This is a genomic window from Tahibacter caeni, from assembly GCF_024609805.1.
In the GTDB taxonomy this organism is placed as follows: domain Bacteria; phylum Pseudomonadota; class Gammaproteobacteria; order Xanthomonadales; family Rhodanobacteraceae; genus Tahibacter; species Tahibacter caeni.
This window is the reverse complement of sequence record NZ_JANFVR010000003.1, coordinates 1-26,117: the sequence shown is the minus strand read 5'-3', so window position 1 is coordinate 26,117 and position 26,117 is coordinate 1. Positions and strand designations below refer to the sequence as shown.

Sequence of the window (26,117 nt, the reverse complement as noted above, 5' to 3'; positions counted from 1 at the left end):
CGACGATTACCAGAAACGATAACAAAAGACGGTGGACAATGAGCCTGCGCGCATGCCCTGCAGCTGCGGCACTGCTTGCTCTGTCGGTCGCTTCGGCGGCTACAGCGCAGTCGGTCGCCTATGCGCCGGCATATGACCAGGTCTACCGCGTCGACCTGAATTCACGTCAGGCGACGCTCGTCGGCCAGACCGGCTCCTTCGCCGGGCGCCCCATTGTTTTCAAAGGCATGGCCTACGCGCCGAACGGCGTGCTCTATGCCTCGTCGGACAACACCAAGACCCTGTTCCGCCTGGACTTCCTGGGCTCGTCGCCGACCGTGGTCGGCAGCCTCGGCCTGGCCGGACAAGGCGACCCCGCGCGTCTGGACGCGATGGACCTGTCCTATGCGGTGACCTGCGACGGATCGGCCTGGCTGGCCTCCGGCGTCACGCGCAAGCTCTGGAAAGTCGATCCGGCCACCGGCATGACGACCCTCGTCGGCCCGACCGGCGCCCGGGTGACCGGCCTCGCGGCCCGCGGCCGCGAACTGTTCGGCACCGGCGACTATGAAAATCCCGCCCTGTTCCGCATCGACACGACCACCGGCGCCGCGACGACGATCGGCTCGTTCAACGTAGCGAGCAGCAAGATCAGCTCGGTATGGCCCGCGTTCGACGGCAGCGGACAGCTCTGGGCGGCGGTCAGCTACATCCCGCCGCCGCCGCCGGCCGCGAATGCGTTTCCGCCGGACTGGAGCGATCTGGCGAGGATCGATCCGAACACCGGCGCGATGACCCTGCTCGGCGCGATCACCGGCCCGGAAGATCTGCGCACGGTGCCGCTGTTCGGCTTCGCGATCGCTCCGCCGTCGGCGTGTCCTAGCGGCGGTACTCCCGTCGCGCAGCCGATTCCGACGGCTGCACCGTCGGGTCTTGCACTGCTCGCCGGCCTGCTCACGCTCGTCGCGGTGCTGGGCCTGCGCCGCCGCGCGCGTTAAGCGCCGATTCCCGCGCCGGCAGACACCATCCCGACGTCGCGGCGTCGCGACGAGATCCAGCCGACGCGGTGCGAACTCCCTCAAATTCCGAACGAGGTTCCTGTGAGCCGAACCCTACTGCGCGTGCTGCTGCTGATGTTCTGCCTGTGCACCGCCGGCGCCGCCGGCGCCGGCGAAAACGAATTCAAGCGCGCGCGCGAAGCGGTTCGCGTCCTTGACGAGATCATGCAGGCCCCGGATCGCCGCGTACCGAGCAATCTGCTGCGCGAGGCGCACGCAATCGCAGTGATTCCCGATGTGATCAAGGCCGGCCTGCTCGTCGGCGGCCGTCGCGGCCACGGCCTCATCGTCGTCAAGGCACCCGACGGCACCTGGTCCAATCCGAGCTTCGTGACGTTGACCGGCGGCAGCATCGGCTTCCAGGCCGGCGTGCAGTCGACCGACGTGGTGCTCGTCTTCCGCAGCCAGCGCGGCGTCGATTCCATCGTGCACGGCAAGTTCACGCTCGGCGGCGACGCCTCGGTCGCCGCCGGTCCGGTGGGCCGTTCGGCCCAGGCGTCGACCGACGCGCAGCTCAAGGCCGAGATCTATTCCTATTCGCGCGCGCGCGGCCTGTTCGCCGGCGTCGCGCTCGACGGCTCGGTGCTGGCCATCGACCATGATGCCAACCAGGCCGTGTTCGGCGACGGCGTGACCCCGCGGCGCATTTTCGAGGGCGGCGTCGGCAATGTGCCGGAAGTCGTGGTCGATTTCCGCGACCGTCTCGAGGAGTACACTGCGCAATCGGCCGACTAGCAGGGCGACGTCATGATCCTCGTTGCCAGGCGCGGCTACACTGTCGCGCTCGGCCGCTTCCGGCGGCGCGAATCCTCTGCAGGAGTGGGTAATGGGTAGTTTTAGCCTTTGGCATTGGTTGATCGTTCTGCTGATCGTCGTGCTCGTGTTCGGCACCAAGCGGCTGCGCAACATGGGCGGCGATCTCGGCAGCGCGATGCGCGATTTCAAGAAGGGCCTGCAGGGCGACGAAGAGGCGCCCAAGCTCAAGGCCGATCCGGCGCCCGACGCCGAAAAAGCCGCCAGCGAGTCCAAGCGCGAAAAAGCCGAGTAGTCCGCGGCGATGTTCGACATCGGCTTCAGCGAGTTCGTGCTGATCGGCGTCGTCGCGCTGATCGTGCTGGGCCCGGAACGCCTGCCGGGCGCCGCGCGCACGGTCGGCGCCCTGCTGCGCCGCGCGCGCACGAGCTGGACCAATCTGCGCAGCGAAGTCGAGCGCGAACTCGCGGCGGAAGAACTCAAGCGCAGCATGCGCGATGCGGCATCGGCCGCCGATCCGCGCGAGGACCTGCGCGCCGCGGCCGACCAGCTGCGCGAGACTGCCGATCAGGTACGCGAGAACACCGAAGACATGGGCAGGAAGCTCGATGAGCGCAGCTGAACAGGAACCCGGCGAAGAAGCCTCGTTCTTTTCGCATCTCGTCGAACTGCGCGAACGCCTGCTCAAGGCCGTGCTGGCCGTCGGAGTCGTACTGCTCTGTCTGCTGCCGTTCGCGAACAAGCTTTACGCATGGCTGGCCGAGCCGCTGCTGCGCAACCTGCCGGCCGGCGGCCAGCTCGTCGCGATCGACGTGGCCTCGCCGTTCTTCACGCCGCTGAAGCTCGCGTTCTGCACCGCGCTCGTCGTCGCGATGCCGGTCGTGCTCTACCAGCTCTGGGCCTTCGTCGCGCCGGGCCTGTACCGCCACGAGAAGCGCCTGGGCCTGCCGCTGCTCGTGTCGAGCGTCGTGCTGTTCTATCTCGGCGGCGCGTTCGCGTATTTCCTCGTGCTGCCGATGGTGTTCTCGTTCCTCGCCAAGATCACGCCGCAGGGCGTGGCGATGATGACGGACATCACCAAATATCTCGATTTTGTCTTAGTGATCTTTTTCGCATTCGGGCTCTGTTTCGAAGTGCCCGTCGCCGTCGTCATCCTCGTCGCGCTCGGCTGGGTTTCGCCGAAGCAGCTGACCGACAGCCGCGGCTACGTCATCGTCGGCGCGTTCGTCGTCGCAGCGGTGTTGACGCCGCCGGACGTGGTCTCGCAGATCATGCTCGCGATTCCGATGTGCCTTCTGTACGAAGTCGGCATCGTCGCCGCACGTGCGGTCGCGAATCGCCCTGCCGATGCGGCGGGACGCGACGCCTGAAATCACGGTAAATCACGCCACCGCAGCGTTGCTGCTGCCGGTTCCCCGGAATTCGGCACCGCAGCGGCTCAGCGTTACCGGGGATTTACAATTCGTAACATGTGCGTCCGGCGTGTAGCGTTCTTTTCATCGACCTGCCACGTATACTAATCCCGCAGTACACGTAGCAGCACTTCTTAACTCAGGGTGAAGATCATGAAAAAGTCCGCCGCAGCCGCCGCTGTCGACGAAGATACCCGCGACGCTAGCCTGCGCGTTTCCAAGCGCATGCGCGACAGCCTCAAGGCAGCCGCCGCGGTGATGGGCCGTCCGCTCTACGACGTGACGAACGAAGCGATCAATGATTATCTCGGCGGCCTGAAGCTGCCGGATCCGCTGGCCGGCTTGCGCAAGGGCACCAAGAGCCGCAAGTAATCATGCTTCGTTTCATGCCGGCGGCAGTGCGCCGTTTGCAAGTACATCCAAAACGCCGCGTCTAGCGCGGCGTTTGCTTTTTCAGACTCGCGATTTGCGGGTAATTACCCAACAGATTTTGGATTTGCCCTCAGGCATGACCTTTGGCAGGGGGGCATGCGTGAAGGCGGCGAATGGGACGTCTGCGCTCAGAGCGCGCCGTCGCGCGCCTTGCGCACGAAGCGCCGCAGCAGACGCCGCGCTTCGGGGGCCGGACCGCATTCGCGCAGCAGCGCGGCCGGATCCAGGCCTTCGGCGATCAGCCGCTCGCGCCGCCCGCGGATATAGCCGGCCATGACGTTCGCGCTGAACTCGGGATGGAACTGCAGTCCCCAGGCACGCTCGCCGAAACGCAGCGCCTGATGCGGATCGAGCGCGGACGCCGCGAGCACCAGCGCATCCGCCGGCAGCTCGACGACGGACTGCTGATGCGTGGTCTGTGCGCGGAATGGCGTCGTGGTCGCGCCGAACAGCGGATCGTCCGTCGAAGCCGGCGTCGTCCGCAACGTTTTGGTGCCGATCTGCCGGCCGCGCGGATTCCAGTCGACGCGGCCGCCCAGACCGTGCGCGAGCAGCTGGTGGCCGTAGCAAACGCCGAGCACCGGCGCCGCCGCGGTGCGCACGATACCGGCGAGCCAGCCTGCGCTGCGCTCGCTCCAGTCGGCGCGCTCGGTCACCATGCTGGCCGAGCCGGTCACGAGGATCGCGGCATGACGCCCCGGCGCCGGCAATGCTTCGTCACGGTCGACGCGTACGACGTCGACGTCGCGCCGCACGAGTCCGGCCATGCGCAGGAACCAGGCCGCGAAATCGCCGTGGCGCGCCGCGATCTGCGGCAAGGTGGAGCCGGTCTGCAGGACGAGGACGCGCGACACGGTCACTCGACCGGCGGCAGCACGGTCATGACTTCGGCCACCGTCGTCACGCCGCGCGCGACCTGCGCGGCCGCCGAGATGCGCAGCGGACGCATGCCGTCGGCCAGTGCCGCTTCGCTGAACTTGACCAGGTCGGTGTCGGCCTGGATCAACTGGCGCATCTTCGGCGTGATGCGCAGCATCTCGTAGATGCCGGTGCGTCCGAGGAAGCCGGTGTTGCGGCATTCGAGGCAGCCGACCGGACCCTGCGTGCGCTCCGGCACCGCGAGATTCCAGCGATGCGTCAGCGCGTCCCAGGCGCGCGGATCGACCGGCAGCGCGGTCTTGCAGTGCGGGCACAGGGTGCGCACAAGCCGCTGCGCGACCACGCCGGTCAGGGTCGACTGGATCAGATAGTGCGGCACGCCGAGATCGAGCAGGCGCGTGACCGCGGTCGGTGCGTCGTTGGTATGCAGGGTCGACAGCACGAGATGGCCGGTCAGCGCGGCCTGCACCGCCATCTGCGCGGTTTCCAGATCGCGGATTTCGCCGATCATGATGATGTCGGGGTCCTGGCGCAGCAGGGTGCGCACGCCCGCGGCGAAGTCGAGATCAATCGCCGGCTGGACCTGCATCTGGTTGAATTCGGGGCTGACCATTTCAATCGGGTCTTCCACCGTGCAGACGTTGAGGTCCGGCGTCGCGAGGTGCTTCAGGGTCGAATACAAGGTGGTCGTCTTGCCCGAGCCGGTCGGGCCCGTGACGAGCACGATGCCGTGGGGCCGTTCGACCATCGAGCGCCAGAGGTTTTCCTCGTCGATCGAGAAACCGATCTGGCGGAACTCCTTGACGACGATGTCCGGGTCGAAGATGCGCATGACGATCTTCTCGCCGAACGCGGTCGGCATCGTCGACAGGCGCAGTTCGACTTCGCGGCCGCCCGGCGAACGCGTCTTGATGCGGCCGTCCTGCGGCCGGCGCTTCTCGGCCAGGTCCATGCGTCCGAGGATCTTGATGCGCGCGGTCACCGCGGTCATGACCGGCGGCGGGAACTCGAACACCTTGATCATGTTGCCGTCGATGCGGAAACGGATGTTGCCGGCGTCGCGTCGCGGCTCCAGATGGATGTCCGACGCGCGCTGATCGAGCGCGTACTGCAGCAGCCAGTCGACGATGTGCACGACGTGGCGATCGTCGGCGCCGATGTCGCCGGATTTGCCGAGCTCCAGCAGCTGTTCGAAGTTCAGCAGTTTGGACGGGTCGTAGCCGGATTCGCCCTTGGCGTCCTTGGCGCGCTGGATCGAGCGCTGCACGCCGAAGAATTCGGTCAGATAGCGGTTCACGTCCAGCGGGCTGGACACGACGCGCTCGACTTCGCGGCGCAGGATGTGCGAGAGGTCGTTGACCCAGCGCGTGTCGAACGGTTCGGCCGATGCGATCGTGACCTTGTCCGGTGCGACGGCGACCGGCAGGATGCGATAGCGCGTCGCGTACTGGTGCGAGATGACCTGGGTCACCGCGGCGACGTCGATCTTCATCGGGTCTATGCGCAGATAGGGCAGGCCCGCTTTGCCGGCCAGCCACTGCACGAGCACTTCGAGACTCAGCGGCTTGTCGGGATGGCGCTGGTCCACGGCCTTCGCGTTGGCGACGAGCACCAGCGGATGCAGCGCGAGTTTTTCCTTGGTGCTGCGCGAATCGGCACGGACCCGGCGCGCATCCTCGGCAGTGAGCAGGCCGTCCTGGACCAGCGCCATCAGGGTTTCGTCGAGCTCGAGCCGGCCATGCAATCCCAGCCGCACGGGCGTCGCCGCCGCGATCGGGGAACTGGCCGCGACAGAGCGCTGCGGTTGGGTAGCCATGACGATTCCTGTGGGACGGCAGACTGCTGGCTATACTAGCGCGCTTTGCCGTAGGCCTTCCGCGAGCCGCCCATGTCCACGCCCACGCCCACGTTCCAGGACGTGATCCAGACCCTGAACCGCTACTGGGCGGAGCAGGGCTGCGTACTGATCCAGCCGTTCGACACCGAAGTCGGCGCCGGCACTTTCCACCCGGCGACCTTCCTGCGCGCGCTGGGCCCGGAGCCCTGGGCCGCGGCCTACGTGCAGCCGTCGCGCCGTCCCACCGACGGCCGCTACGGCGAAAATCCGAACCGCCTGCAGCACTATTACCAGTATCAGGTCGTGCTGAAGCCGAACCCGGACGACATTCTGGACTTGTACATCGGCTCGCTGCGCGCGCTGGGCCTGGACCCGCTGACCCACGACCTGCGCTTCGTCGAGGACAACTGGGAGTCGCCGACGCTCGGCGCCTGGGGCCTCGGCTGGGAAGTCTGGCTCAACGGCATGGAAGTGACGCAGTTCACGTATTTCCAGCAGGCCGGCGGTCTCGAGTGCCGGCCGGTCACCGGCGAGATCACCTACGGCCTCGAACGCCTGGCCATGTATCTGCAGAACGTCGACAACGTCTACGACCTCGTCTGGACCGTCGCGCCGCACGGCGTCGTGACCTACGGCGACGTGTTCCATCAGAACGAAGTCGAGCAGTCCACGTACAACTTCGAACACGCCAACGTCGCCGAGCTGCTGCATTGGTTCGACGTCTGCGAGAGCGAGGCGAAGAAGCTCATCGAGGCGCAGCTGCCGCTGCCGGCCTACGAGCAGGTCTGCAAGGCCTCGCACAGTTTCAACCTGCTCGACGCGCGCCGCGCGGTCAGCGTGACCGAACGCCAGCGCTACATCCTGCGCGTGCGCACCCTGGCCCGCGCGGTGGCCGAAGCGTATTACGCGCAACGCGAAAGGCTCGGCTTTCCGGGACTGAAGAACCGCCAGGAGAAGGCGCATGGCTGAGCAGGCGCTGCTGATTGAAATCGGCACCGAAGAGCTGCCGACCCGCACCGTCGACGAACTGGCACGCGCGTTCGCCGACGGCGTCGTCGAGGGTCTGAACAAGCGCGGCTTCGCGATCGATGCCGCGGCGGCGACGGTCTACTGCACGCCGCGACGCCTCGCCGTGCTGCTGCCCGCGGTCGCCGCGGCGCAGCCGGACCAGACCATCGAGCGCCGCGGCCCGGCCGCGAACGCCGCGTTCGGCGCCGACGGCCAGCCGAGCAAGGCGCTGACCGGTTTCGCCGCCTCCTGCGGCGCGACCGTGGACCAGCTGCAGAAACTCGAGACCGACAAGGGCGCCTGGTACGTGTTCCGCAGCGAACAGCCGGGCCAGCCGCTAGCCGCCCTGTTGAGCGAGGTCATCGCCGAGGCGCTCAAGGCGCTGCCGATTCCCAAGCCCATGCGCTGGGGCGGCCACGACTACGCGTTCGTGCGGCCGGCGCACTGGCTCGTGATCCTGCACGGCGAGCGCGTCATCGATGCGCAGCTGCTCGGCCTGCGCAGCGGACGCGAGTCGCGCGGCCATCGCTTCCACCACAACCAGCCGGTGCCGATCGCCGACGCCGACAGCTGGCTGGCCAGCCTGCGCGACGCGCGCGTGCTGGCCGACCCGGCCGAGCGCCGCGCGCGCATCCGCGACGAGATCGCGCGCGCCGCCGCCGAGACCGGCGGCCGCACGCAGCTCGGCGAGTCGCTGCTCGACGAGATCGCCAACCTGACCGAATGGCCCGTCGCGATCGCCTGCGCGTTCGACGAGGACTTCCTGCGTGTGCCGCAGGAGGCGCTGGTCATGACGATGGAGACGAACCAGAAGTTCGTCTCGGTCGTCGACGGCGAAGGCCGGCTCACGCGGCATTTCGTCGGCGTCGCCAACATCGAGAGCCGCGATCCGCGCGAGATCCGCAAGGGCTACGAGCGCGTGATCCGCCCGCGTTTCGCCGACGCGCGCTTCTTCTACGATGAAGACCTCAAGACGCCGCTGATCGACCAGCTCTACACCCTGAAGAACGTGACCTACCAGCAGGCGCTGGGCTCGGTGTTCGACAAGGTCGTGCGGGTCGGCGAGCTCGCGCGCACGATCGCGAACCGCGCCGGCGTCGACGCGGCGCTGGCCACGCGCGCCGCGGCGCTGGCCAAGTGCGACCTGATGACCCGCATGGTCGGCGAATTCCCCGAATTGCAGGGTGTCATGGGCCGCTACTACGCGGCCGCCGCCGGCGAGCCGGCCGAGGTCGCGCTGGCCGTCGACGAGTTCTATCGCCCGCGCTTCGCCGGCGACGGCATCGCCAGCGGCAAGGTCGGCCAGGTGCTCGCGATCGCCGAACGCATCGACACGCTCTGCGGCATCTTCGCGGTCGGCCTCAAGCCCAGCGGTAACAAGGATCCGTTCGCGCTGCGCCGTGCCGCGCTCGGCCTTGCGCGCACCTTGATCGAGAGCGGCCTCGCGCTCGAACTGCCGCCGCTGCTCGCCGAAGCGCTGGCCCAGCTGCCCGAAACCGCGCTGGCCGCGGGCCTGCCGAAGGGCAAGGACGGCAAGGTGCCGGCGCTCGACGCCGGCGCACGCCGGCGCGAGCTCGCGGCCGAGCTCTTCGAATTCATCGTCGACCGGCTGCGCGGCTACTACACCGACGCCGGGGTCGCAGCCGACCGCTTCGAGGCCGTGCGCGCGCTGAACCCGGCCGACCTCGGCGATTTCGACGCCCGCGTCCGCGCCGTCGCCGCGTTCGCCGCGCTGCCGGAGGCCGAGGCGCTGGCGGCCGCGAACAAGCGCATCGCGAACATCCTGCGTCAGGCCGGCGAGGTCATCGGTGGCGCTGTCGACGTGGGACTGCTCGCTGCCGGAGCCGAAGCCGACTTGTACGCGGCGCTGAGCGGGGCGCAAGCCGCGACAAAGCTGCTTCATGAGCATCGCAACTATGTCGCCGTACTACAGAGGCTAGGCAGCTTGCGCGAGCCCGTGGATGTGTTTTTCACCGACGTCATGGTCATGGCCGAGGACGCCGCGGTGCGCACGAACCGCCTGCGCCTGCTGCGCGAGCTGCGCCAGCAGTTCCTGCAGGTCGCCGACGTCTCGCTGCTGCAGCCGGCCGGATGAGGGCGGCGGCCCCGCGGCCGCCGTCGAGCCCGATTCGCTGCACTGCCCATTGACGCGTCTTAACGTTTTGACTACGTTCAGCCGCAGGGAGTGCCGAAGGTCACGCGCGGTCTTATAACCGACCGTCCGACCCGGCAGCGTGGCGCCGTAATGGGGTTCCGGCGCCGGGCAAACGGTCTGGGGTGTAGCAGTACGGTGCATGGGGACGAAGCGGCGGTCCGACAGGGCCGCCGTTTCTTTTTGCGCGTCGCCGGCCCGCCGGACGATCGGGACCAGCGGCTACACTGGGCACCGCCCCGATCACCGTGTGTTCCATGTCGCTGCTCGAAATCCTCGTCCTCGCCGCCGTCGTCGTGCTCGCCGTCCTGCTCGTGCTGCAGATCCTGCAGCTGCGGCGCAGCCGCGAGGACACGCTGGCCCCGCTGCACCAGGCGCTGGTCAACCTGCGCGAGGACGGCGAACGCCTGGAGCGCGGCCTGCGCGAGGACCAGCGCGCCGCCCGCATCGAACAGTCGCAGCGCCTGGAGCAGCTGCGCGACGCGGTGCAGAACCAGTTCACCCAGCTCGCCCAGCAGCAGCATCGGCGCATCGAGGACTTCGGCCTGCGCATCGAGCAGAGCAGCCAGCGCAACGACCAGCGCCTCGAAGCGCTGCGCCAGGCCCTGCAGGAAGATGCGCGCCGCGCGCGCGAGGAAAATGCGCAGTCGCTGTCGCGCTTCGGCGACCAGCTGCGCCAGGGCCTGCAGGAACAGGCCGAACACAGCCAGCTGCGCCTGGCCGAAGTCCGCGGCACCCTGGAAACGCGGCTCAAAGAGCTGCAGGCCGACAACGCGAAGCAGCTCGACGCGATGCGCGTGACGGTCGACGAGAAGCTGCACGCGACCCTGGAGACGCGCCTCGGCGAATCCTTCAAGCTCGTCTCCGAGCGCCTGGAACAGGTGCACCGCGGCCTCGGCGAAATGCAGGGACTGGCCCAGGGCGTCGGCGATCTCAAGCGCGTGCTCGGCAACGTCAAGACGCGCGGCATGCTCGGCGAAGTGCAGCTCGCCGCTCTGCTCGAGCAACTGCTGACGGTCGACCAGTACGCAAGCAATGTCGCGACGGTGCCGGGCTCCGGCGAGCGCGTCGAATTCGCGATACGCCTGCCCGGCGGCGACGCGCCGGTCTGGCTGCCGATCGACGCGAAGTTTCCGCGCGAGGACTACGAACGCCTGCTCGACGCCCAGGAACGCGCCGACGCCGAAGCCGCCGCCGTCGCGGCGCAGGCGCTCGAACGCCGCATACGCGAAGCGGCGCGCCACATTCGCGACAAATACATTTCCGTGCCCGCGACGACCGAGTTCGCGATCATGTTCCTGCCGACCGAAGGCCTCTACGCCGAAGTGCTGCGCCGTCCCGGCCTGTTCGAGGCGCTGCAGCGCGACCTGCGCGTCGTCGTGACCGGGCCGACGACGTTGAGCGCGACCCTGAGCAGTCTGCAGATGGGCTTCCGCACGCTCGCGATCGAGAAGCGCTCCAGCGAGGTCTGGCAGCTGCTCGGCGCGGTCAAGACCGAGTTCGGCAAGTTCGGCGCGGTGCTCGAGAAGACGCGCAACCAGCTCGACAGCGTACGCAACAGCATCGACGCCGCCGGCGTGCGCACGCGCGCGATCGAGCGCAAGCTGCGCGGTGTCGAGTCCCTGAGCAGCGAGCAAAGCCGCGGGCTGCTCGGCGAAGACGGCATGGACATGGACGAATGAACGCCGCGGCGCCGGTGGAACGGTCCGCAGTGGAGCGCGCAACCGCATCGTTCACCCCGCTGTGGCGCGGGTTGCGGCACGCTGTCGCGAACCCTGCGCCGGACGGACCGGCGTTCGAGGCGTGGCCTGCCGTGACCGACCGCCGAACCACCGGAGTTCATGCTCGGCTCCCGACCCCCTCCGGGTCGGGACGACCGCCGAACGCCGGCTGCACAGTTCCAGTGGTTCGTCGTAATAACCAGCCGGTTGCAGGAGCCGCGCTGCGAAACGCTTGATCGGATCTTCCCAAGGAGTCGTCCATGCGCACCTTGCTCGCCACAGGAATCGCCGTCGCCATGACCACCGCTGCCTTCGCCGCCGATGCGCCCGACTATTCGCTGACCGTCTACAGCTCGGCCCAGCCCGGCCAGGTCAACACCGAAAGCCTCGCCAACTACGGACCGGCCCTGCCCGGCTACGCGCTCGTGCGCGACGGCCGCAAGATGAACCTGCAGGCCGGCAACGGCGTGCTCAGATTCACCGACGTCGCCAAGCGCATCGATCCGACCACGGTCGCGTTCGAGTCGCTGACCGATCCGGTCGGCACGCGCGTCGTCGAGCAGAATTACCAGTTCGACCTGGTCAATCGGGACAAGCTGCTCGAACGCTACGTCGGCGAACGCGTGACGGTGGAACAGCAGCGCGGCGACGTGCTCGAGCGCCTGAGCGGCGTGCTGCTGTCCTCGGCCGACGGCACCCTGATCCTGCAGCGCGACAACGGCGAGGTCGTCAGCATCGGCAGCTACAGCAACGTGCTGTTCCCGAGCCTGCCCGGCGGGCTGATCACGCGGCCGACCCTGGTCTGGCTGGTCAACGCCAAGCAGGCCGGCACGCACGACACGCGCGTGAGCTACCAGACCCAGGGCATGACCTGGTGGTCGGACTACAACATCACCCTGCGCGAGAACGGCAACGGCTGCGACATGGACCTGTCGGCCTGGGTCACCGTCGTCAACCAGTCCGGCGCTAGCTATCCGCAGGCCCAGCTCAAGCTCGTCGCCGGCGAAGTGAATCGCGCGCCGGCCCCGGCGCCGGCTCCGATGCTGCGCATGAAGACCATGGCCGCGCCGGCCGGCGCGGCCGACGAAGGCTTCCAGGAGTCCTCGCTGTTCGAGTACCACCTGTACACGCTCGGCCGCCGCAGCGACCTGCCCGACAACTCGACCAAGCAGCTCGAGCTGTTCCCGACCGCGGCCAAGGCCGGCTGCACCAAGCAGCTCGTGTTCACGGCGTCGCCGCAGCCCTGGAGCTACTGGCCCGCGCCGATCCAGGACCAGAACTACGGCGCGACGACCCAGGGCACGGTCGGCGCCTTCCTCGAATTCGAGAACAAGGAAGCCAACAAGCTCGGCATGCCGCTACCGGCCGGCCGCGTGCGCGTGAATCAGGCCTCGGCCGACGGGACGCTCGAATTCATCGGCGAAGACGTCATCAAGCACACGCCGCGCAACGAGACCCTGCGCATCAAGCTCGGCAACGCGTTCGACATCGTCGGCGAACGCCGCCAGACCGGCTTCACCGTCGACACGACGGCCAAGACCATCACCGAGAGCTTCGAACTCAGCGTGCGCAACCGCAAGAAAACCGCCGCCCGCGTGATCGCCCGCGAATACCTCTACCGCTGGAGCGACTGGACCATCACCGAAAAGAACCACGACTTCGTCAAGCGCGACGCCGCGACGATCGACTTCCCGCTCGACATCCCGGCCGACGGCGAAGCGAAGGTGACCTATACGGTGCGGTACAAGTGGTGAGAGGCCGGCGGCGGCCGATGTGGCCGCTGCGCGGCGGCGAACTACGGTCTGCCGATAGAGCCTGACCGTCGCGCGGCGCGATCCGCGGCCGCGCGGCGGTTTGCATACCCGATGCTTTCACTGCGCCGGGTTGCCGCAAGCCGGCGGCGGCGGCGACAGCGTCATCACGCAGGTATTGCCGGTGCGGAACTGCAGCAGGCCTGCCGTTCCGGTCCCGCCCGCACGGAACGTGCAGGACGCTGACGGCATTGCGTTGGTATTCGGATCGGTGATCACGAGCGCCGGTGTCGTGATGTCGAAAGTCTGCTGTCCGCTCGCATTCGTCGATGCGGATGTCGGCGTCGCCGTCACGGCCGGCAGGTACTGATTGACGGTGCAGCTCGGGACGATCGTGAATCCGGGATAAGACGGCGACATCGTCGCCGTCAGCGACGTCGTTCCGGTCTGCGTGATCTGTCCGAGGCTCAGACTCACGGAAGGCGCAATCTGCTTGCCGGCTGCGAAATACTCGTAGGTCGAGCTGAGTTCACGCACCTTGAACGCGCAGCGCACGTGCGGTGCTCCCGTCGGCGGCAGCGACACCAGCTTCTCCGACTTGACGCGGAACTGCACCTCGCCGTTGGCATCGGTCACCTTGCTGCCGCTTTGCGACGTTCCCGCCGCCGAGTTGTCCAGGCTTACGGTCGCGGTAGTGCCCTCGACCGAGCAGGTCGCATCCACAGTCACGCCACTCGCGACCGGCGTGCGCGTACCGACGGTCACGACACGATCGGTCGTGGTCGTGCCTTGGGGCGGCGCCGCGTCGGAGCTCGGGCTGACGTCCAGGGTCGGAGCAATCCGCTGTCCGAGGACCTCGACCACGGCCGCATTCGTGCTGCTTGCGTGGGCTTTGAACGTACAGCGTCCGGACGGCGCTGCGCCGCTCGATGCGATTCGCCGCAGGCCGGCCGTCGTGATCGTGAAATTCGCCTGGCCACTGGAGTTCGCGGTCGCCGACGCCGGGCTGACCGTAATCGTCGGCGCCGGCGTAACGCCGCTGTCCACGGTACAGCCGGCACTGATCGCTGCACCGGCCAGCGCGTTCGGCCAGACCAACTGGATCGTCCGCGCGCTGCTGCCGTCGGTCGTGATCGTCGTCGCCGGCGAAGCGGTCAACGTGGGATCGATCTTGAAGCGGTAGCGCAGAGCGCCGGTCCAGTTGCAGAACTCATTGACCGGCCCGACGCACGGTGCGAAGTCGATGTACTGGGTAGTTGGGTTCGGTCCGGTAACCGCCAATCCCGCGGTCGTGACCGAAAGCGTCAACGGGCTGCCGCCCAACGCGTTCGTCCTGCCGTTGCGTGTCGAACCGGGCTGGTAAGTGACGTTGGTCAGCGTCCACGTATAGTTGTCGCCATCCACGTGGAAAGCATAGTAGTTGGCGTTCACGCCCGCCGTTTGCGTCGGCAGCGTTATCGACACCGTCTGGTTGCCGCCGATGGCGGGTTGCTCGGTGACGTTGGGCTCCTCTTCCTGGGCATGTGTGATACCGCCGGAGCCGATTCCGACACCGAGCACCAAAAGAGTCAGCAGTCCGCAAGCATTCTTCGGATACATCTCATTCCCCTGAAAAGTCCGTCGGCGGCGACCGCGTCGGGTTCGCCGCATAGCGCCGCTGATCGAGCGAAATTCATCTCGACCACGGGTAAAACGAATAGCTCATCGAATGCGGCAACGCCTTACATGCTCTGCGAAGGCGAGCAGTTCCTCGTACACCTCAGGTGCTTCAGTGCTGCGCGCGGCTACGATGTCCTGATGGAAAGCACTTTCCTTCAACTTGAGCTTCGACGACGAAAGGTCCGTCGGCGTAACGCCGCATTACTGCGGAGACAACATCGGGATTGCTGACGTGAATCACGCTTGCTCGGTAAAGAAGCTCGTGTCGGGAAAGTGCCCGATATAAAAATCCACCGAAACGTGTTTCGGTCCATTGTCTGAATAGGTCGCCGAACCGGTAGCAGAGTCGTCGCCGTAGCTGACGGCCAGGTTCCACACCGGTAGATCCACGCGTATCCGCACCTCCTGGCGGTCGTTGCAGCCGGCCAACGGAATATGAGCAGCCCTGTCATCAGCTGATCAGCCATCGAAAAGCGTTCCGGCATGGCCTTCACGCAAGAAAACTCCGTGGGTCCCCCGGATTGCTGAAAACATTATCTGGAGACAACATCTGAATACGGTGTGGCAATCAAACCGACAAAGATAATGGTGCTCGCCAATGAAATCGCGAGAAAAAGCGCGGCCAGTTTCGCATTCCGTGCACCGCCTCGACGCTTGACCAGCACCCAGAGGCTGGAGGCCGTTGCAATGGCGACGATCAGATAGCAGAAAACTCCAGTCCGGCCAAAGCTGATAGTGTGCGGATCAAAGCTTCCACTCTTATACGCAATTACAAAGAAATGGAAGACGGCGCCAGCGGTATACAAAAGCTGTAGGGCGACAACCAGCATGAGCATCAGGAATGTCGCCACGGCGAACAGAGACCGTCCTGTCGTGATCATTTGCAGCGAGGTCGAGACATTTTCTGTGCTTTGAACGACAAGCTCAGTTCATCGCCCCACCGAGAGCCTACCAGCTGAAATTTTTGAACTTTCGCATCGATAGCGACGTCTGCGGAACCGTCTGGAAGCATGTGAAACTTCGGGTCCCCTTGGCTGGCATATCCAGCGCAGATCTCACCGGCATGTTCTACCGCGATGTAAAGAAGTACGCCGCTCTGTCCGAAAGTGATCTTCTCCTCGATCGGGTCAGCGTCTTCGGCAAGGCCGGGAACAAACACGACGACGCTGGATCTGAAATTGGAGTCCGCGATAGCGATCCTGCCGCTATCCTCGCGCTCCCAAAGGATGGTCGTTCCGGCGCCACACTCTATTGATTCCTCGGTTTGAACTGGTCGCGGAATATTTTCGAGGTTCAGCTCGTTTCTCTTGAACAATGTAATGGCGCGCTGGTGTTCGGAAAGGTTTTTCGGCTGCCGGTCTTGAAAAATAAACGCGCGAACTGCTTCAGATGCAACGCTCAGGTCAGGCAGTAGCATCTAAAAAAAAGTCGCTGATAGCGTCTGCATTTCTTTATCGATAATTTCGGATGCCGCTGAGCACTTGGCGCGCGGTCTGTCAGCGTGGCGTGTGAAGTCTCGCCCTCGTGTTCGGTTGGCTTGGCAGCGCGATCCGGTGACTGCCACCTCAAAGTAGCGGCCGGCACCGGCATCGTAGTGCGGCAAAGGACTTCCGCTCGCATAACCATACAGATCGATTCCACCTCGCAATCCGATCAGATCAGCTTGAGCATATCGCCCAATCTTTGGCTCGTAGTCCCTGAAATAGTTGTAATGCAACCCCGTCTCCGCATCGAAGTACTGCCCTGGGTAACGCAGATTCAACTCGAGCCCGCTGACCAGCACCGTAGCCGGGTGATCACCTGGCAACGGGGTCGGGTTCACTTCGAGATGCGGCTGAAATCCAGTCTCAGCGCGACGGAGCCAAGAACCGAACTAGGTTCAACTGACGCGAAGCGCGCTCTATACAGGAAGTGAACCTGACCCTGAATGTATCGCCACGCTATTTCTTGTCAGGCTTGCCAACGGATAGGCCACGCTGGAACTTTGCATTGGTCCAAGCTCAGAAGAAAAAAAGGGGTTCACAGATTCCGACCTTTTTCATGCTGCAAGCCAACTGACTTAGGTAGAGAAACATAATGACTCCGAAGGCGGAAGTTGAAACCAGCAGATAGCATATTAGGTGCCGACGCGGCGGCGTTACCAACATCAGAGTCGACAGCAATATAGCCAGAGCAGAAGAACTCATGCCGCATTTGAGGACGTCCGCCCCGATGTTCACCGGCCTCGACGCAAGCTGCGTGCGCCAGAGCAAGTAGCTCGCGACAGCGAGGGCCAAGAAAGTCATGAAAGCTGCCAATAAATTACAGAACGCCCAGAGCTTTGAACTGGCCTTCATCATGGCTTGAACTCCCGGAATCCATTTCCAAATGGATCTCTGTGGAATCTAACAAAAGGAATCCCATCTTCATCAAAATTTACAACGTCTGTCGTGCCAATTACACGACGACCAGATGCCCTGGCAATCGCTGCTGCAATAGAGCCATCATCGACACCGTTCTGACACCCCCAAAGTTCGATGGTTGCATTCGGAAGCAAGTTATTCCATCTGATACTGGAGGCAGGTGTATCCCGCTCCGTTTTCTTGTCAACAGAAAGGTTGCTATCTACGGTTAGCCAAGGACTAAAGTATACGGCGCTACGCCCCGAATGCCCGATGATGATAACCCGCACAATGTCAGTGTTGTTGTCTAGCAGATACTGAAGATGACGGACCCTGTTGGCTTCAGTATTGACAATGTTGCAACTAGAACACTCGGCGCGCGCTCGTGCCGCGGCAACCTCAGATGGCAGTAACCACGCGTCTACCGGGTCGCGCGGACGCGAGGGCTCAGTGCGGATTATCAACCACGTTTCTAACCCGAAGTAGTCAATAGACGATAGAGAGCGTGAGCTTGCATACGCATACAGATTAATTCCGCCGCGCAGTCCGGTCGGATCACTTTCAACATATCGGCCGACTTTAGGGTCATAGTTTCTGAAGTAGTTGTAATGCAACCCCGTCTCCGCATCGAAGTACTGCCCTGGGTAACGCAGATTCAACTCGAACCCGCTGACCAGCACCGTAGCCGGATGATCACCGAAGCTCGTCTGCAATAGATCCCAGCGCCACTGCACGGCCTGAGTCGCGGCGTCCGAGGCGAGGCGCGGCGTGCCGAGGTGGTCGGTTTCGATATAGCTCAGCTGCGCGGTCGTGCTGGTTCCCGTGTAGCGGGCGATCGCGATCGGCAGGCCGTCGAGGTAGATGTATTCGGTGCGGCTCTTGGCCGTCTGCGTGCAGAACGTGTTTGCGACGCTGCCGCCGTTCGCGGCCGCTCCGCCGGTCGAGGCGGACGCGCCGGTTCCACCGGCGCTTCCGCCCGCACCCGTCGTGCCGGGTCCGCCGCTTCCACCGCCGCCGAACGACTCACTGCTGCCGCAGTTGAGCAACCAGGCGCTGTCGACGAGGCGCAGGCCGCTTTCGTCGTAGACCGTGTCGATGCGTTCGCCGGGCAGATCCTTGCGCGTACGCTGGCCGAGGCCGTTGTGCGCGTAGGCGTAGTCCTGGACGCTGCCCTGTCCATCCAGGGATACCTGTACCAACCGATTCGTGTCGTCGTAGACCAGCGGATAGCTGGAAATGCCGGGCAGGCCGGTAGTGTTGCCGTTGCCGTCGTAGTTGCGAGCGCCGTTGCCGCTGTTCGCGATCCGGTGCGTGCCGGTGACGTAGCTGTAGGGTTGCGCCGTCTGCGCACCGAGGCGCTTGCTCGTGCGATCGCCGGTCCGCGAGTAGGTGAACGTCTCCAGCGGCAGATCGGCGGCGTCGCGCATCTGGGTCAGGCGGTTCAGCGCGTCGTAGCCGTAGCGGCGCTGGGGCGTCCCGCCGAGTGCGGTCGCGATCTGCGTGACGTTGCCGAGCACGTCGTTGTCGAAGTCGAACAGCAGGCCGGCCGGCAGGGTGCTTTCGATCTGATCGATCGCATAGGTCTTGTCGTAACGCTTGCTGAGCTGGCGGCCGTTGCCGAAGGTCATCGAGTTCAGCGGGCCGAACGGATAGTAGGTGGCCTGACTCACGAGATTCGTGATCGCGCCGCCGGCATCCGGCTGCCATTGCACGCCGCTGACGCGGGCGCTCGCGTCGCGCTGATAGGTCACGACGGCGCCGCCCGGATAGGTCACGCTCTTGAGCAGGTCCGCGCGATCGTAGGCGTAGTCGAGCACGTCGCCGCCGCTGCTCTGGCCCGGCGCGAGAATGCGCTTGCGCACGACGTTGCCGCGCCGGTCGTAGCAGTAGACCGTCGTGCCGCTGACGTCGACGATGCGGCTGAGCCGTCCCTTAGGATACGAGTTCACGCAGCCGGTCTGGCTGTCGGCGAGGTCGTAGTCGCGGCGGATGCGGCGCGTCAGGTCCGGATAGAACGTGTCCGTGCGCCGGTTCAACGCGTCGTAGACATGCGTGATCGCCTTGCCGCGGGCATCGGTCTCGCCGGTGCGGTTGCCGGCGAGGTCGTAGGTGAAGCTGCGATTGCCGGCGTCGTTGCTGTTTTCCTGGCGCAGGTCGCCGAGCCCGTCGTAGACATAGCCGGTGCCGATGCCGTCGGGATCGACGACGCCGGTCAGCCGGTCGAGCGCGTCGTAGCCGAACTGGGTCTGCGCGTTCGCCGTCGTGGGATCGGTGCCGCCGAAGTCCTGCAGCGTCTTGACGAGACGATCCAGGCCGTCGTACTGCCGTTCGGTCTGCACGTCGCGGCCGTCGATACTGCGGCGCGGGTTGCCGTTCGCATCGTAGCCGTTGAGGATGCCCTGCGTCGCGTCGTCGAGTTCCAGGCGCTGCACGGGTCTGCCGAGGCCGTCGAGCTCGCGCACGAGCCGGTTGAGTTCGTCGAATTCACGCGTGAACTGCCACGCCGTCACGCCGACGGGCGTGAAGCGCCGGTCGAAGCGGCTGTCGCCGTTGGAGGTCAATGTGTAGGCAATGCGGTTGCCGAGCGCATCGCGCACGCCGATCACCCGGTGAGCGGCGTCGTAGGTGTACGTCAGCGACGCGGCGTTGTCGGGCGAAAGGACTCGCGTCAGGTTGCCGCTTTCGTCGTATTCCAATGTCGTCGTTGCGTCGCCGGCCGACGGCGTGCCGTCGGCATTCGCGCGAATGCTGCGCGTCAGCAGCCAGCCGCGGGCGTGATAGGTGTAGTCGACCAGAGTGTTGTTGGCGTCGCGTACGCGTGCCGGGCGGCCGGCGCGGTCGTAGGCGAGGATTTCGGTCACCTGACCCAGCGCGTTGGTGATGCTGCGCAGATCGCCCTTGCGACGACAGGCGCCGCCCGGCGTGCCGCAGCCGCCGAGTGCGTCGCTCGTGTAGTAGGCATAGTCGGTCAGGTCGGCCACATCGGTACGTGGGCCGTCGATGCGCTTGAGCTGGCCGACCAGTGCGCAGCCCACGCTCGGGTTCGCGACGTCGGCGGCGCTGCAGTAGGTGTAACTCGTCCTGCGGCTGCGGCCGTCGATTGGATCGACGAGCTCGGTCCAGAGCAGCAGCGCCGTGCCCGGCGCGTACGAGAAGCGCCGGTCGCGCAGCAAGGTGCGTGGGCCGCCGGGCGGATCCGCATACAGCCGCTCGGCCGTGAGACGGCCGATCGCATAGTCCCAGTCGCGCTCGATCCGGCGCTGCTCCGGCCGACCCTTGGCCTCGGTGCGCGCGGTCTCGTGCGTGGCGTCGGCGTTGTACTCGATCTCGGTGCGCACGCCGCGCCTGTCGATGCGTGCGGTCAGGCGATGATGGACCGGGTGATATTCGAACTGGACGGTGCCGGCCTGGTCGCTGATGCTGGCCGGCACGCGGTAAGGCTGGTTCGCGGCGAACGTATACGTGGTCTCGCGCAGCGACGGCGTGCGTACGATCGCGCGGCTGTCGTCCTGGTTGCCGTCGGGCTTCAGCGGATAGGTGATGTCGATGCGGCCGGCGTCGATGCCGTGCCAGCTCGCGATTGCGCGGCCCCAGTCGTCGTAGGCATAGGTCGCGTAGCGACGCAGGTCCTCGTCCTGGATGCCGGTCAGCCAGGAGCCGCGCACCGTCGCCGTTACGCCGAGATAGGCCGGCTCGTTGTAGAGGAAACCCTGGCTCTTGCCGAAACGCTGCAGACTGGCGAGGCGCCCCTGCCGGTCGTAGACCAGGCGCGCGAGCTCGGTGCCGTCGTCGGCGACTAGGCTTTCGAGCTTCTGCAGCTGCGCATCGGTGTAGTTGAAGTTGACGTAGCGGCCGCTCGCGTCGGTGATCCGGTCGATGCGCCAGAACGCTTCCTCGAAGTGAGCCGTTTCGATGTTCGGCTCGGCCGCGATGACACGGCCGCGGTAGGTCAGGCTCAGGTCCTTGGACGGGTCGTCCGGATCATGCATCGCCACGAGGCGGCCGGCACGGTCGTAGGTTTCGCGCCGGCCGTCCGTGTCGGTGAGTTCGTAGTACGGCGGCACGACGCCGTTCTCCACGTAGCGCAGAAGGCGGCCGAGGTTGCTGGTCGCGCGGAAGGTGCCGGCCGGCAGGCTGGCATCGCGGCGGTAGACCTCCAGCGAGCGCTGCTCGTCCTGAACATAGATCACCGCCACCGCCTCGATGGGATTGACTTCGGGATTGGCGCCGAGATGATTGGGCTGGCTCCATTCCGTCAGCACGCGCCTGGCGAAGCTGTGCGACCAGTTCGTGTCGACATAGGCGTAGTTGCGCAGCTGGCGCAGCGAGCTGTAATGCAGGTCGAGATGGATGCGGCCGTAGTCGAATACGGCCACGTCGGCCGACTTGTTGCCGTTGCCCGGATAGCAGGGATTGCCTTCCTTGCACTGGTTCGGTGTCTGGGTGAGCTGCGGCGAGTCGATGACCTGCTTGGCGAAGTCGGCTGCGCAGGCGTTGCCGGCGCCGCTGGCCGCCGCATTGACCGCGCTGCCGGCGGCACAGGTGATCGCGTCCTGCCGCGCCATGCCCCAGTTGACCGTTTGCGTCGCGGCGGTCGTCCGTTCGCCGCTGGCTTCCGAGGTTCCCGGACAACTCTGCAGGCTGGCCGAGAGCTGCGCTCCCGAGTCGTTGGCCGTGCTCGACGCCGGGGCGAACAGCAGCGAACCCGAAGCGTTGCCGGCACCGCTGACGCTGCGGAACCGCGTGACCGTCCCGCTCAGGGTCAATGGCGCCGTGCGCGTCCAGCAATAGCGCGGATCGTTGTCCCAGGTCGCGTCGAGCTCGCATTCCAGCCGCTGCCGCTCAAGCTCCGGCGAGGGACAGCCGCCGGCGCCGCAGCCGGCGAAACTGCAGGCGGCCAGCGGCGAAAGCGGCGGCCAGTTCTTCACGTAGGCACGGTAGCTCGACACCGTCGTTGCCGGCGGACCCTTCAGCACGTCGGCCAGCGTGCCCAGCGCGCCGTAAGGTCGATAGTCCAGCGTGAACAGCGGTGGCTGGCCCGAGTCGAACTGGCCCGGTATTCCGAACGCGTTCTCCATGAGCGGCATGTCGGCGCGCATCGACGCCTCGGCTTCCTCGAGCGTGCGGCAACGCTGTCCGTTCGGCGCGAGATAGCCATAGACGCTCGAGGCATTCGCCGGGAGGTCGCAGCTTGCGGACGCCGGAATCGCCAGCGCGGTCAAACCCAGCCATAGCGCAACGAGGACATAGATTCTGATCATGGAAAACTCGCGCAGGCGAACGCGCAGCACGGCGCCACGCCATGCCGACGAGCAAAAGAGGTGGAATTCAGGAAACGGCGGAATGCCGCCGCTCAGGCAGCATAGTCGGCACATTTGACAAAGTCATCACAAATTTCTTGTGATGCAAGAATCGGTGAGGAACGCTGCGGCGGCGTTGCGACGAGTGCAACGCCATGTCCGACTTGCGGCTGGTCTGGCCATTTCTGGCACGTCGTTAGCCGTGCGCGGAGACGGTATCCGTTGCGGCAATTGCGCCTGGACGGCCGATCGACTCACGGCCAATTGTGGTGATGACCCACAGACAACCGGACCGTCGGCGCGCCTCGCGCCGCAGTCGACGACCTCATCGTACTGAGCGGAAAGCTCCGCAGGCGAAGACATGCGCCGGCGTCGGTCGCCGGCGCCGCGCGAATTACTCGCCGACGTCCTTCATTGCAATCGCGTTGACGCCGGCTTCGGCCAGGCCGGCCTTGGCGGCTTCGACGTCGCTCGCGCTGCCGTAGGGGCCGACGCGGACGCGGTGCCAGGTCTTGCCGTTGACGTTGACCGACTGCACGCGCGCGACGAAGCCCGACAGCGCGAGCTTGGCCTTGAGCTCTTCGGCGGCCTTGGGGTCCGGATAGGACCCGGCCTGCAAGATGTAGCGCGCGCCGCTCGCGGCGACGGCGGGTTCGGGCGGCGGCGTCGTGCCGGCGGCCGCCGGGTTCTGCGCGGCGGCCTGCTGGCGCTGCTGTTCGGCGCGGGCTTTCGCGCTGAGCTCGGTGTCGGGAATCACGACTTCCATTTCCGGCAGCACCGAATAGAACTCGTAGTTCTTCTTCGGCGCGGTCTTCCTGGCTTCGTCGGCGACGGCGGTCTCGCTGGGCTTGGGCGCGGTCGCCTGCGGGTTGGGCTGCGGCGAGTTGGGCTTGCGCAGGGTCGGCGCCCAGCCCTGCAGCAGCATCAGGGTCGCCAGGCCGAGGCCCAGCAGCACGCCGAGGGCGAGCCAGACCCAGGCCGGCCAGGCCGCCGTCGCGGTACCGGTGCGGGTTGCTTGCTTGCGCTTGCCAGCCATCTTGCCGTGCTCCTGCCGATTACATGCTGTCCGGCGCGCTGACGCCGAGCAGATCCAGGCCGTTGGCCACGACCGTCCTGACCGCTTCGGCCAGCGCGAAGCGTGCGTCGCGCAGGTCGGCGTCCTCGACGAGGATGTGGCTGTTGTCGTACCAGGTATGGAACGCCGCCGCCAGTTCGGTCAGGTAGGTCGCGACCAGGTGCGGTTCGAGGTTGCGCGCGGCGAGATCGACGACTTCGGGGAAGCGCGCGATCGCGACCATCATGTCCTGGTCGTAGGCCGTGTCGAGCCGGTCGAGCGCGGCCAGTCCGTTGTCGCGGTTCCAGCTCCAGCCCTGCTCGGCGAACTTGTCGCGCACGCGGCAGATGCGCGCGTGGGTGTACTGCACGTAGTAGACCGGGTTCTCGCGGTTGCGCGTGCGCGCGAGATCGATGTCGAAGGTCAGCTGCGAATCGGCCTTGCGTGCGGCGAGGAACCAGCGCGTCGCGTCGCGGCCGACTTCGTCGATGAGGTCGCGCAGGGTCACGTAGCTGCCGGCGCGCTTGGACAGCTTCACTTCCTCGTCGCCGCGCATGACGGTGACCATCTGGTGCAGCACGTATTCGGGCCAGCCCTTGGGAATGCCCATGTCCAGGGCCTGCAGGCCGGCGCGCACACGCATCACGGTGGAGTGATGGTCGGCGCCCTGCTCGTTGATGACGCGGCCGAAGCCGCGCCGCCACTTGGTCACGTGGTAGGCGATGTCGGGCAGGAAGTAGGTGTAGCCGCCCTGCGCCTTGCGCATGACGCGGTCCTTGTCGTCGCCGAATTCGGTCGTGCGCAGCCACAGCGCGCCGTCCTGCTCGTAGGTGTGGCCGGCGGCGACGAGCTGCTGCACGGTCTCTTCGACCTTGCCTTCGGTGTACAGCGAGGATTCCAGGTAATAGACGTCGAACTCGACGCCGAACGCGCGCAGGTCCAGGTCCTGCTCGCGGCGCAGCGCGGCGACGGCGAAGCGGCGGATCGCTTCGAGGTCGTCGGCGTCCTTCGCGCCGGTCACGTCCTGGCCGTCGGCATGCACGGTCTCGCCGGCCATGTAGGCGCGTGCGACGTCGCCAATGTAGTCGCCGCGATAGCCGTCCTCGGGCCAGCCGGCCTGCTCCGGCGCGATGCCGCGCGCACGCGCCTGCACCGACAGCGCGAGATTGGCGATCTGCTGGCCGGCGTCGTTGTAGTAGAACTCGCGCGTGACGTTCCAGCCGGTCGCCTGCAGCAGCCGCGCGAGGCAGTCGCCGACCGCGGCGCCGCGGCCGTGGCCCACGTGCAGCGGGCCGGTCGGATTGGCGGAAACGAACTCGATCTGCACCTTGCGGTTTTCGCCGCCGGCGTTGCGGCCGTAGGCCTGGTCGATCTCGAGGATATGGCGCAGCTCGGCGCGGTAGGCGGCCGGGCTCAGGAAGAAATTGATGAAGCCGGGACCGGCGATCTCGACCTTGGCCACCTGCGCCGAGGCCGGCAGCGCGCCGACCATTGCCTGGGCCAGGTCGCGCGGCTTCAGGCCGGCGGGCTTGGACATCAGCAGCGCGGCATTGGCGGCGAAGTCGCCGTGTTCCTTGCTGCGCGTGCGTTCGATCACGAAGCCGGTGGGAATGTCGGCCGGCACGCTGCCGTTGCGCTGCAGCGCCGCCAGCGCCTGCAGCAGCTGGTCGCGGAGGAAGTCTTTCACGGGGGGCCCGAACGGGAAAAGGAGCCGATTGTAGTCGGGCCGGCACGACGGCCCAAGCAGGACGCGGGTTTTCCGCCTGGCGCGCTGCAACAAATCGTTAATCGACGGCCGCTTGGCCGGCTTATCTCGCGGTTGCAGCAAAAGCCCGCACCAAGCGCTTGACTCAGTTCCGAACTCGGTTCGTCGACCGGCTTGTGGATAAGTTTGTGAGCAATCGGCGGGGCTGCCGGCGGCAACCGGTTTTGGTAGCGCAAAAATTTTCCGGACAAATTCGCTGTATCTCAGAAAAAACAAAAGGTTACCGGGCGTCCGTGGTGCCGTTAGCGGTTCCGGCGACTACGACGACCGGTGTAGTCGCCTGCTGTGCATAACCTTGTGTCCAGGCCTTGACGAACGGCGCAGTCCGCTTCCGCTGACTTCAGACTGACGCACCGGAGTCACGCAAGCGCAACGGGGGCCGCCTAGGCTGCGCGGCTCATACCCGCCCTTTGGACCGCGCCGCGTCAGGGGGCCTGGACCCGGCAGTCAGCAGTGGCGCGGGCGCGGGCCGCATGGCCGGCCAATGCCGCCCGGATGACCCATGTCGTATCCACGCCTGCCTCTGCGTCGCACCCTGCTGTCCGTTTTCCTCGCCGCCGGCCTGAACTCCGCCGTGCTGGCCCAGCCGCCGGCCGCCGCGCCGGCCTCCCAGTCCCAGGGACTGATCCGCGGCCAAGTGCTGCAGGCGACCACGCGCCAGCCGGTGGCCGGCGTCCGCGTGACCGTGCAGGGCATGTCGCCCGGCGTCGAATCGGTCTCGCAGGACTTCGTCACTGACGCCGAAGGCCGCTTCCAGGCCGCGGTGCCGGCCGGCGAGTTCGGCCTGACCGCCCAGGCCGACGGCTACGACCTGCTGATCCAGGACGGCCTCAAGGTGCGGAGCGGCGCGACCGTCGAAAGCACACTGACCCTCGGCGCGCCGCCGGCCGCCGCGGAGGCGGCGGCCGATGCGGCGATCTCGCCGGACGTCGGCGTCAGTCCCGACGCGCCGGCCGCTGCGGACGGCACGCAGCGC

At 66.2% G+C, this 26,117-nt stretch carries 22 protein-coding genes; 11 read left to right on the top strand and 11 right to left on the bottom strand.

Annotated features, from left to right (window positions below; genetic code table 11):
* Positions 1–38: 38 nt before the first annotated feature.
* From NON22_RS00620 to NON22_RS00595, 6 genes are all read left to right on the top strand, one after another.
* On the top strand, positions 39–977 hold the full coding sequence (locus tag NON22_RS00620) for a hypothetical protein (RefSeq protein WP_257384950.1): 939 nt from the start codon (positions 39–41) through the stop codon (positions 975–977).
* A gap of 135 nt (positions 978–1,112) precedes the next feature.
* Positions 1,113–1,772 (top strand): lipid-binding SYLF domain-containing protein, encoded by a 660-nt coding sequence (locus tag NON22_RS00615; RefSeq protein ID WP_257384977.1) that lies wholly within the window; start codon positions 1,113–1,115, stop codon positions 1,770–1,772.
* Between the two features lie 91 nt (positions 1,773–1,863).
* On the top strand, positions 1,864–2,085 hold the full coding sequence (tatA, locus tag NON22_RS00610; RefSeq protein WP_257384949.1) for a Sec-independent protein translocase subunit TatA: 222 nt from the start codon (positions 1,864–1,866) through the stop codon (positions 2,083–2,085).
* Between the two features lie 9 nt (positions 2,086–2,094).
* Positions 2,095–2,412, top strand: a complete 318-nt coding sequence (gene tatB / locus NON22_RS00605; RefSeq protein WP_425507945.1) for a Sec-independent protein translocase protein TatB — start codon at positions 2,095–2,097, stop codon at positions 2,410–2,412.
* The gene (gene tatC / locus NON22_RS00600) at positions 2,399–3,160 is read left to right on the top strand and encodes a twin-arginine translocase subunit TatC (RefSeq protein WP_257384948.1); all 762 of its coding nucleotides are present in this window, start codon (positions 2,399–2,401) and stop codon (positions 3,158–3,160) included. The genes tatB and tatC overlap by 14 nt, the downstream gene beginning before the upstream one ends.
* 195 nt (positions 3,161–3,355) lie before the next feature.
* Positions 3,356–3,574: a hypothetical protein gene (locus NON22_RS00595; RefSeq protein ID WP_257384947.1), complete on the top strand. Its 219-nt coding sequence runs from the start codon at positions 3,356–3,358 to the stop codon at positions 3,572–3,574.
* Positions 3,575–3,762: 188 nt separating this feature from the next.
* On the opposite strand, the gene NON22_RS00590 is transcribed toward NON22_RS00595, so the two are convergent.
* The gene (locus tag NON22_RS00590; RefSeq protein ID WP_257384946.1) at positions 3,763–4,488 is read right to left on the bottom strand and encodes a glutamine amidotransferase; all 726 of its coding nucleotides are present in this window, start codon (positions 4,486–4,488) and stop codon (positions 3,763–3,765) included.
* A 2-nt stretch (positions 4,489–4,490) separates the two neighbouring features.
* Positions 4,491–6,329 carry a type IV pilus assembly ATPase TfpB gene (gene tfpB, locus NON22_RS00585; RefSeq protein WP_257384945.1) on the bottom strand — a complete coding sequence of 613 codons (1,839 nt, stop codon included), beginning with the start codon at positions 6,327–6,329 and terminating at the stop codon, positions 4,491–4,493.
* A gap of 72 nt (positions 6,330–6,401) precedes the next feature.
* Between tfpB and glyQ the strand changes: the two genes are divergently transcribed.
* From glyQ to NON22_RS00565, 4 genes are all read left to right on the top strand, one after another.
* A complete protein-coding gene (gene glyQ, locus NON22_RS00580) occupies positions 6,402–7,319 on the top strand; it encodes a glycine--tRNA ligase subunit alpha (protein WP_257384944.1) in 918 nt (305 codons plus the stop codon).
* A complete protein-coding gene (glyS, locus tag NON22_RS00575; protein ID WP_257384943.1) occupies positions 7,312–9,453 on the top strand; it encodes a glycine--tRNA ligase subunit beta in 2,142 nt (713 codons plus the stop codon). Before glyQ ends, glyS begins: the two co-directional genes overlap by 8 nt.
* Positions 9,454–9,767: 314 nt before the next feature.
* Complete coding sequence (locus NON22_RS00570) at positions 9,768–11,192, top strand: DNA recombination protein RmuC (RefSeq protein WP_257384942.1); 1,425 nt, start codon at positions 9,768–9,770, stop codon at positions 11,190–11,192.
* Between the two features lie 299 nt (positions 11,193–11,491).
* Positions 11,492–12,985 (top strand): DUF4139 domain-containing protein, encoded by a 1,494-nt coding sequence (locus NON22_RS00565; protein WP_257384941.1) that lies wholly within the window; start codon positions 11,492–11,494, stop codon positions 12,983–12,985.
* Positions 12,986–13,102: 117 nt separating this feature from the next.
* Here the strand turns inward: NON22_RS00565 and NON22_RS00560 are convergent, their stop codons facing one another.
* From NON22_RS00560 to argS, 9 genes are all read right to left on the bottom strand, one after another.
* Positions 13,103–14,632, bottom strand: coding sequence for a hypothetical protein (locus NON22_RS00560; protein ID WP_257384940.1), 1,530 nt, complete (start codon positions 14,630–14,632; stop codon positions 13,103–13,105).
* A gap of 246 nt (positions 14,633–14,878) precedes the next feature.
* Entirely contained in the window at positions 14,879–15,031 is a 153-nt protein-coding gene (locus tag NON22_RS00555; protein WP_257384939.1) for a hypothetical protein, read from the bottom strand.
* Positions 15,032–15,174: 143 nt separating this feature from the next.
* On the bottom strand, positions 15,175–15,492 hold the full coding sequence (locus NON22_RS00550; protein ID WP_257384938.1) for a hypothetical protein: 318 nt from the start codon (positions 15,490–15,492) through the stop codon (positions 15,175–15,177).
* 26 nt (positions 15,493–15,518) lie between these two features.
* A complete protein-coding gene (locus NON22_RS00545; RefSeq protein ID WP_257384937.1) occupies positions 15,519–16,058 on the bottom strand; it encodes a hypothetical protein in 540 nt (179 codons plus the stop codon).
* The gene (locus tag NON22_RS00540; protein ID WP_257384936.1) at positions 16,059–16,463 is read right to left on the bottom strand and encodes an RHS repeat-associated core domain-containing protein; all 405 of its coding nucleotides are present in this window, start codon (positions 16,461–16,463) and stop codon (positions 16,059–16,061) included.
* A gap of 178 nt (positions 16,464–16,641) precedes the next feature.
* Positions 16,642–16,980 carry a hypothetical protein gene (locus NON22_RS00535; RefSeq protein ID WP_257384935.1) on the bottom strand — a complete coding sequence of 113 codons (339 nt, stop codon included), beginning with the start codon at positions 16,978–16,980 and terminating at the stop codon, positions 16,642–16,644.
* Positions 16,977–22,283, bottom strand: coding sequence for an RHS repeat-associated core domain-containing protein (locus tag NON22_RS00530; RefSeq protein ID WP_257384934.1), 5,307 nt, complete (start codon positions 22,281–22,283; stop codon positions 16,977–16,979). The genes NON22_RS00535 and NON22_RS00530 overlap by 4 nt, the downstream gene beginning before the upstream one ends.
* A 433-nt stretch (positions 22,284–22,716) precedes the next feature.
* Positions 22,717–23,358 carry an SPOR domain-containing protein gene (locus NON22_RS00525; RefSeq protein WP_257384933.1) on the bottom strand — a complete coding sequence of 214 codons (642 nt, stop codon included), beginning with the start codon at positions 23,356–23,358 and terminating at the stop codon, positions 22,717–22,719.
* Positions 23,359–23,377: 19 nt separating this feature from the next.
* The gene (argS, locus tag NON22_RS00520) at positions 23,378–25,063 is read right to left on the bottom strand and encodes an arginine--tRNA ligase (protein ID WP_257384932.1); all 1,686 of its coding nucleotides are present in this window, start codon (positions 25,061–25,063) and stop codon (positions 23,378–23,380) included.
* A 580-nt stretch (positions 25,064–25,643) separates the two neighbouring features.
* On the opposite strand from argS, the gene NON22_RS00515 reads away from it, so the two are divergent.
* A partial coding sequence (locus NON22_RS00515) for a carboxypeptidase-like regulatory domain-containing protein (protein WP_306673571.1) occupies positions 25,644–26,117 on the top strand: 474 nt, incomplete at its 3' end.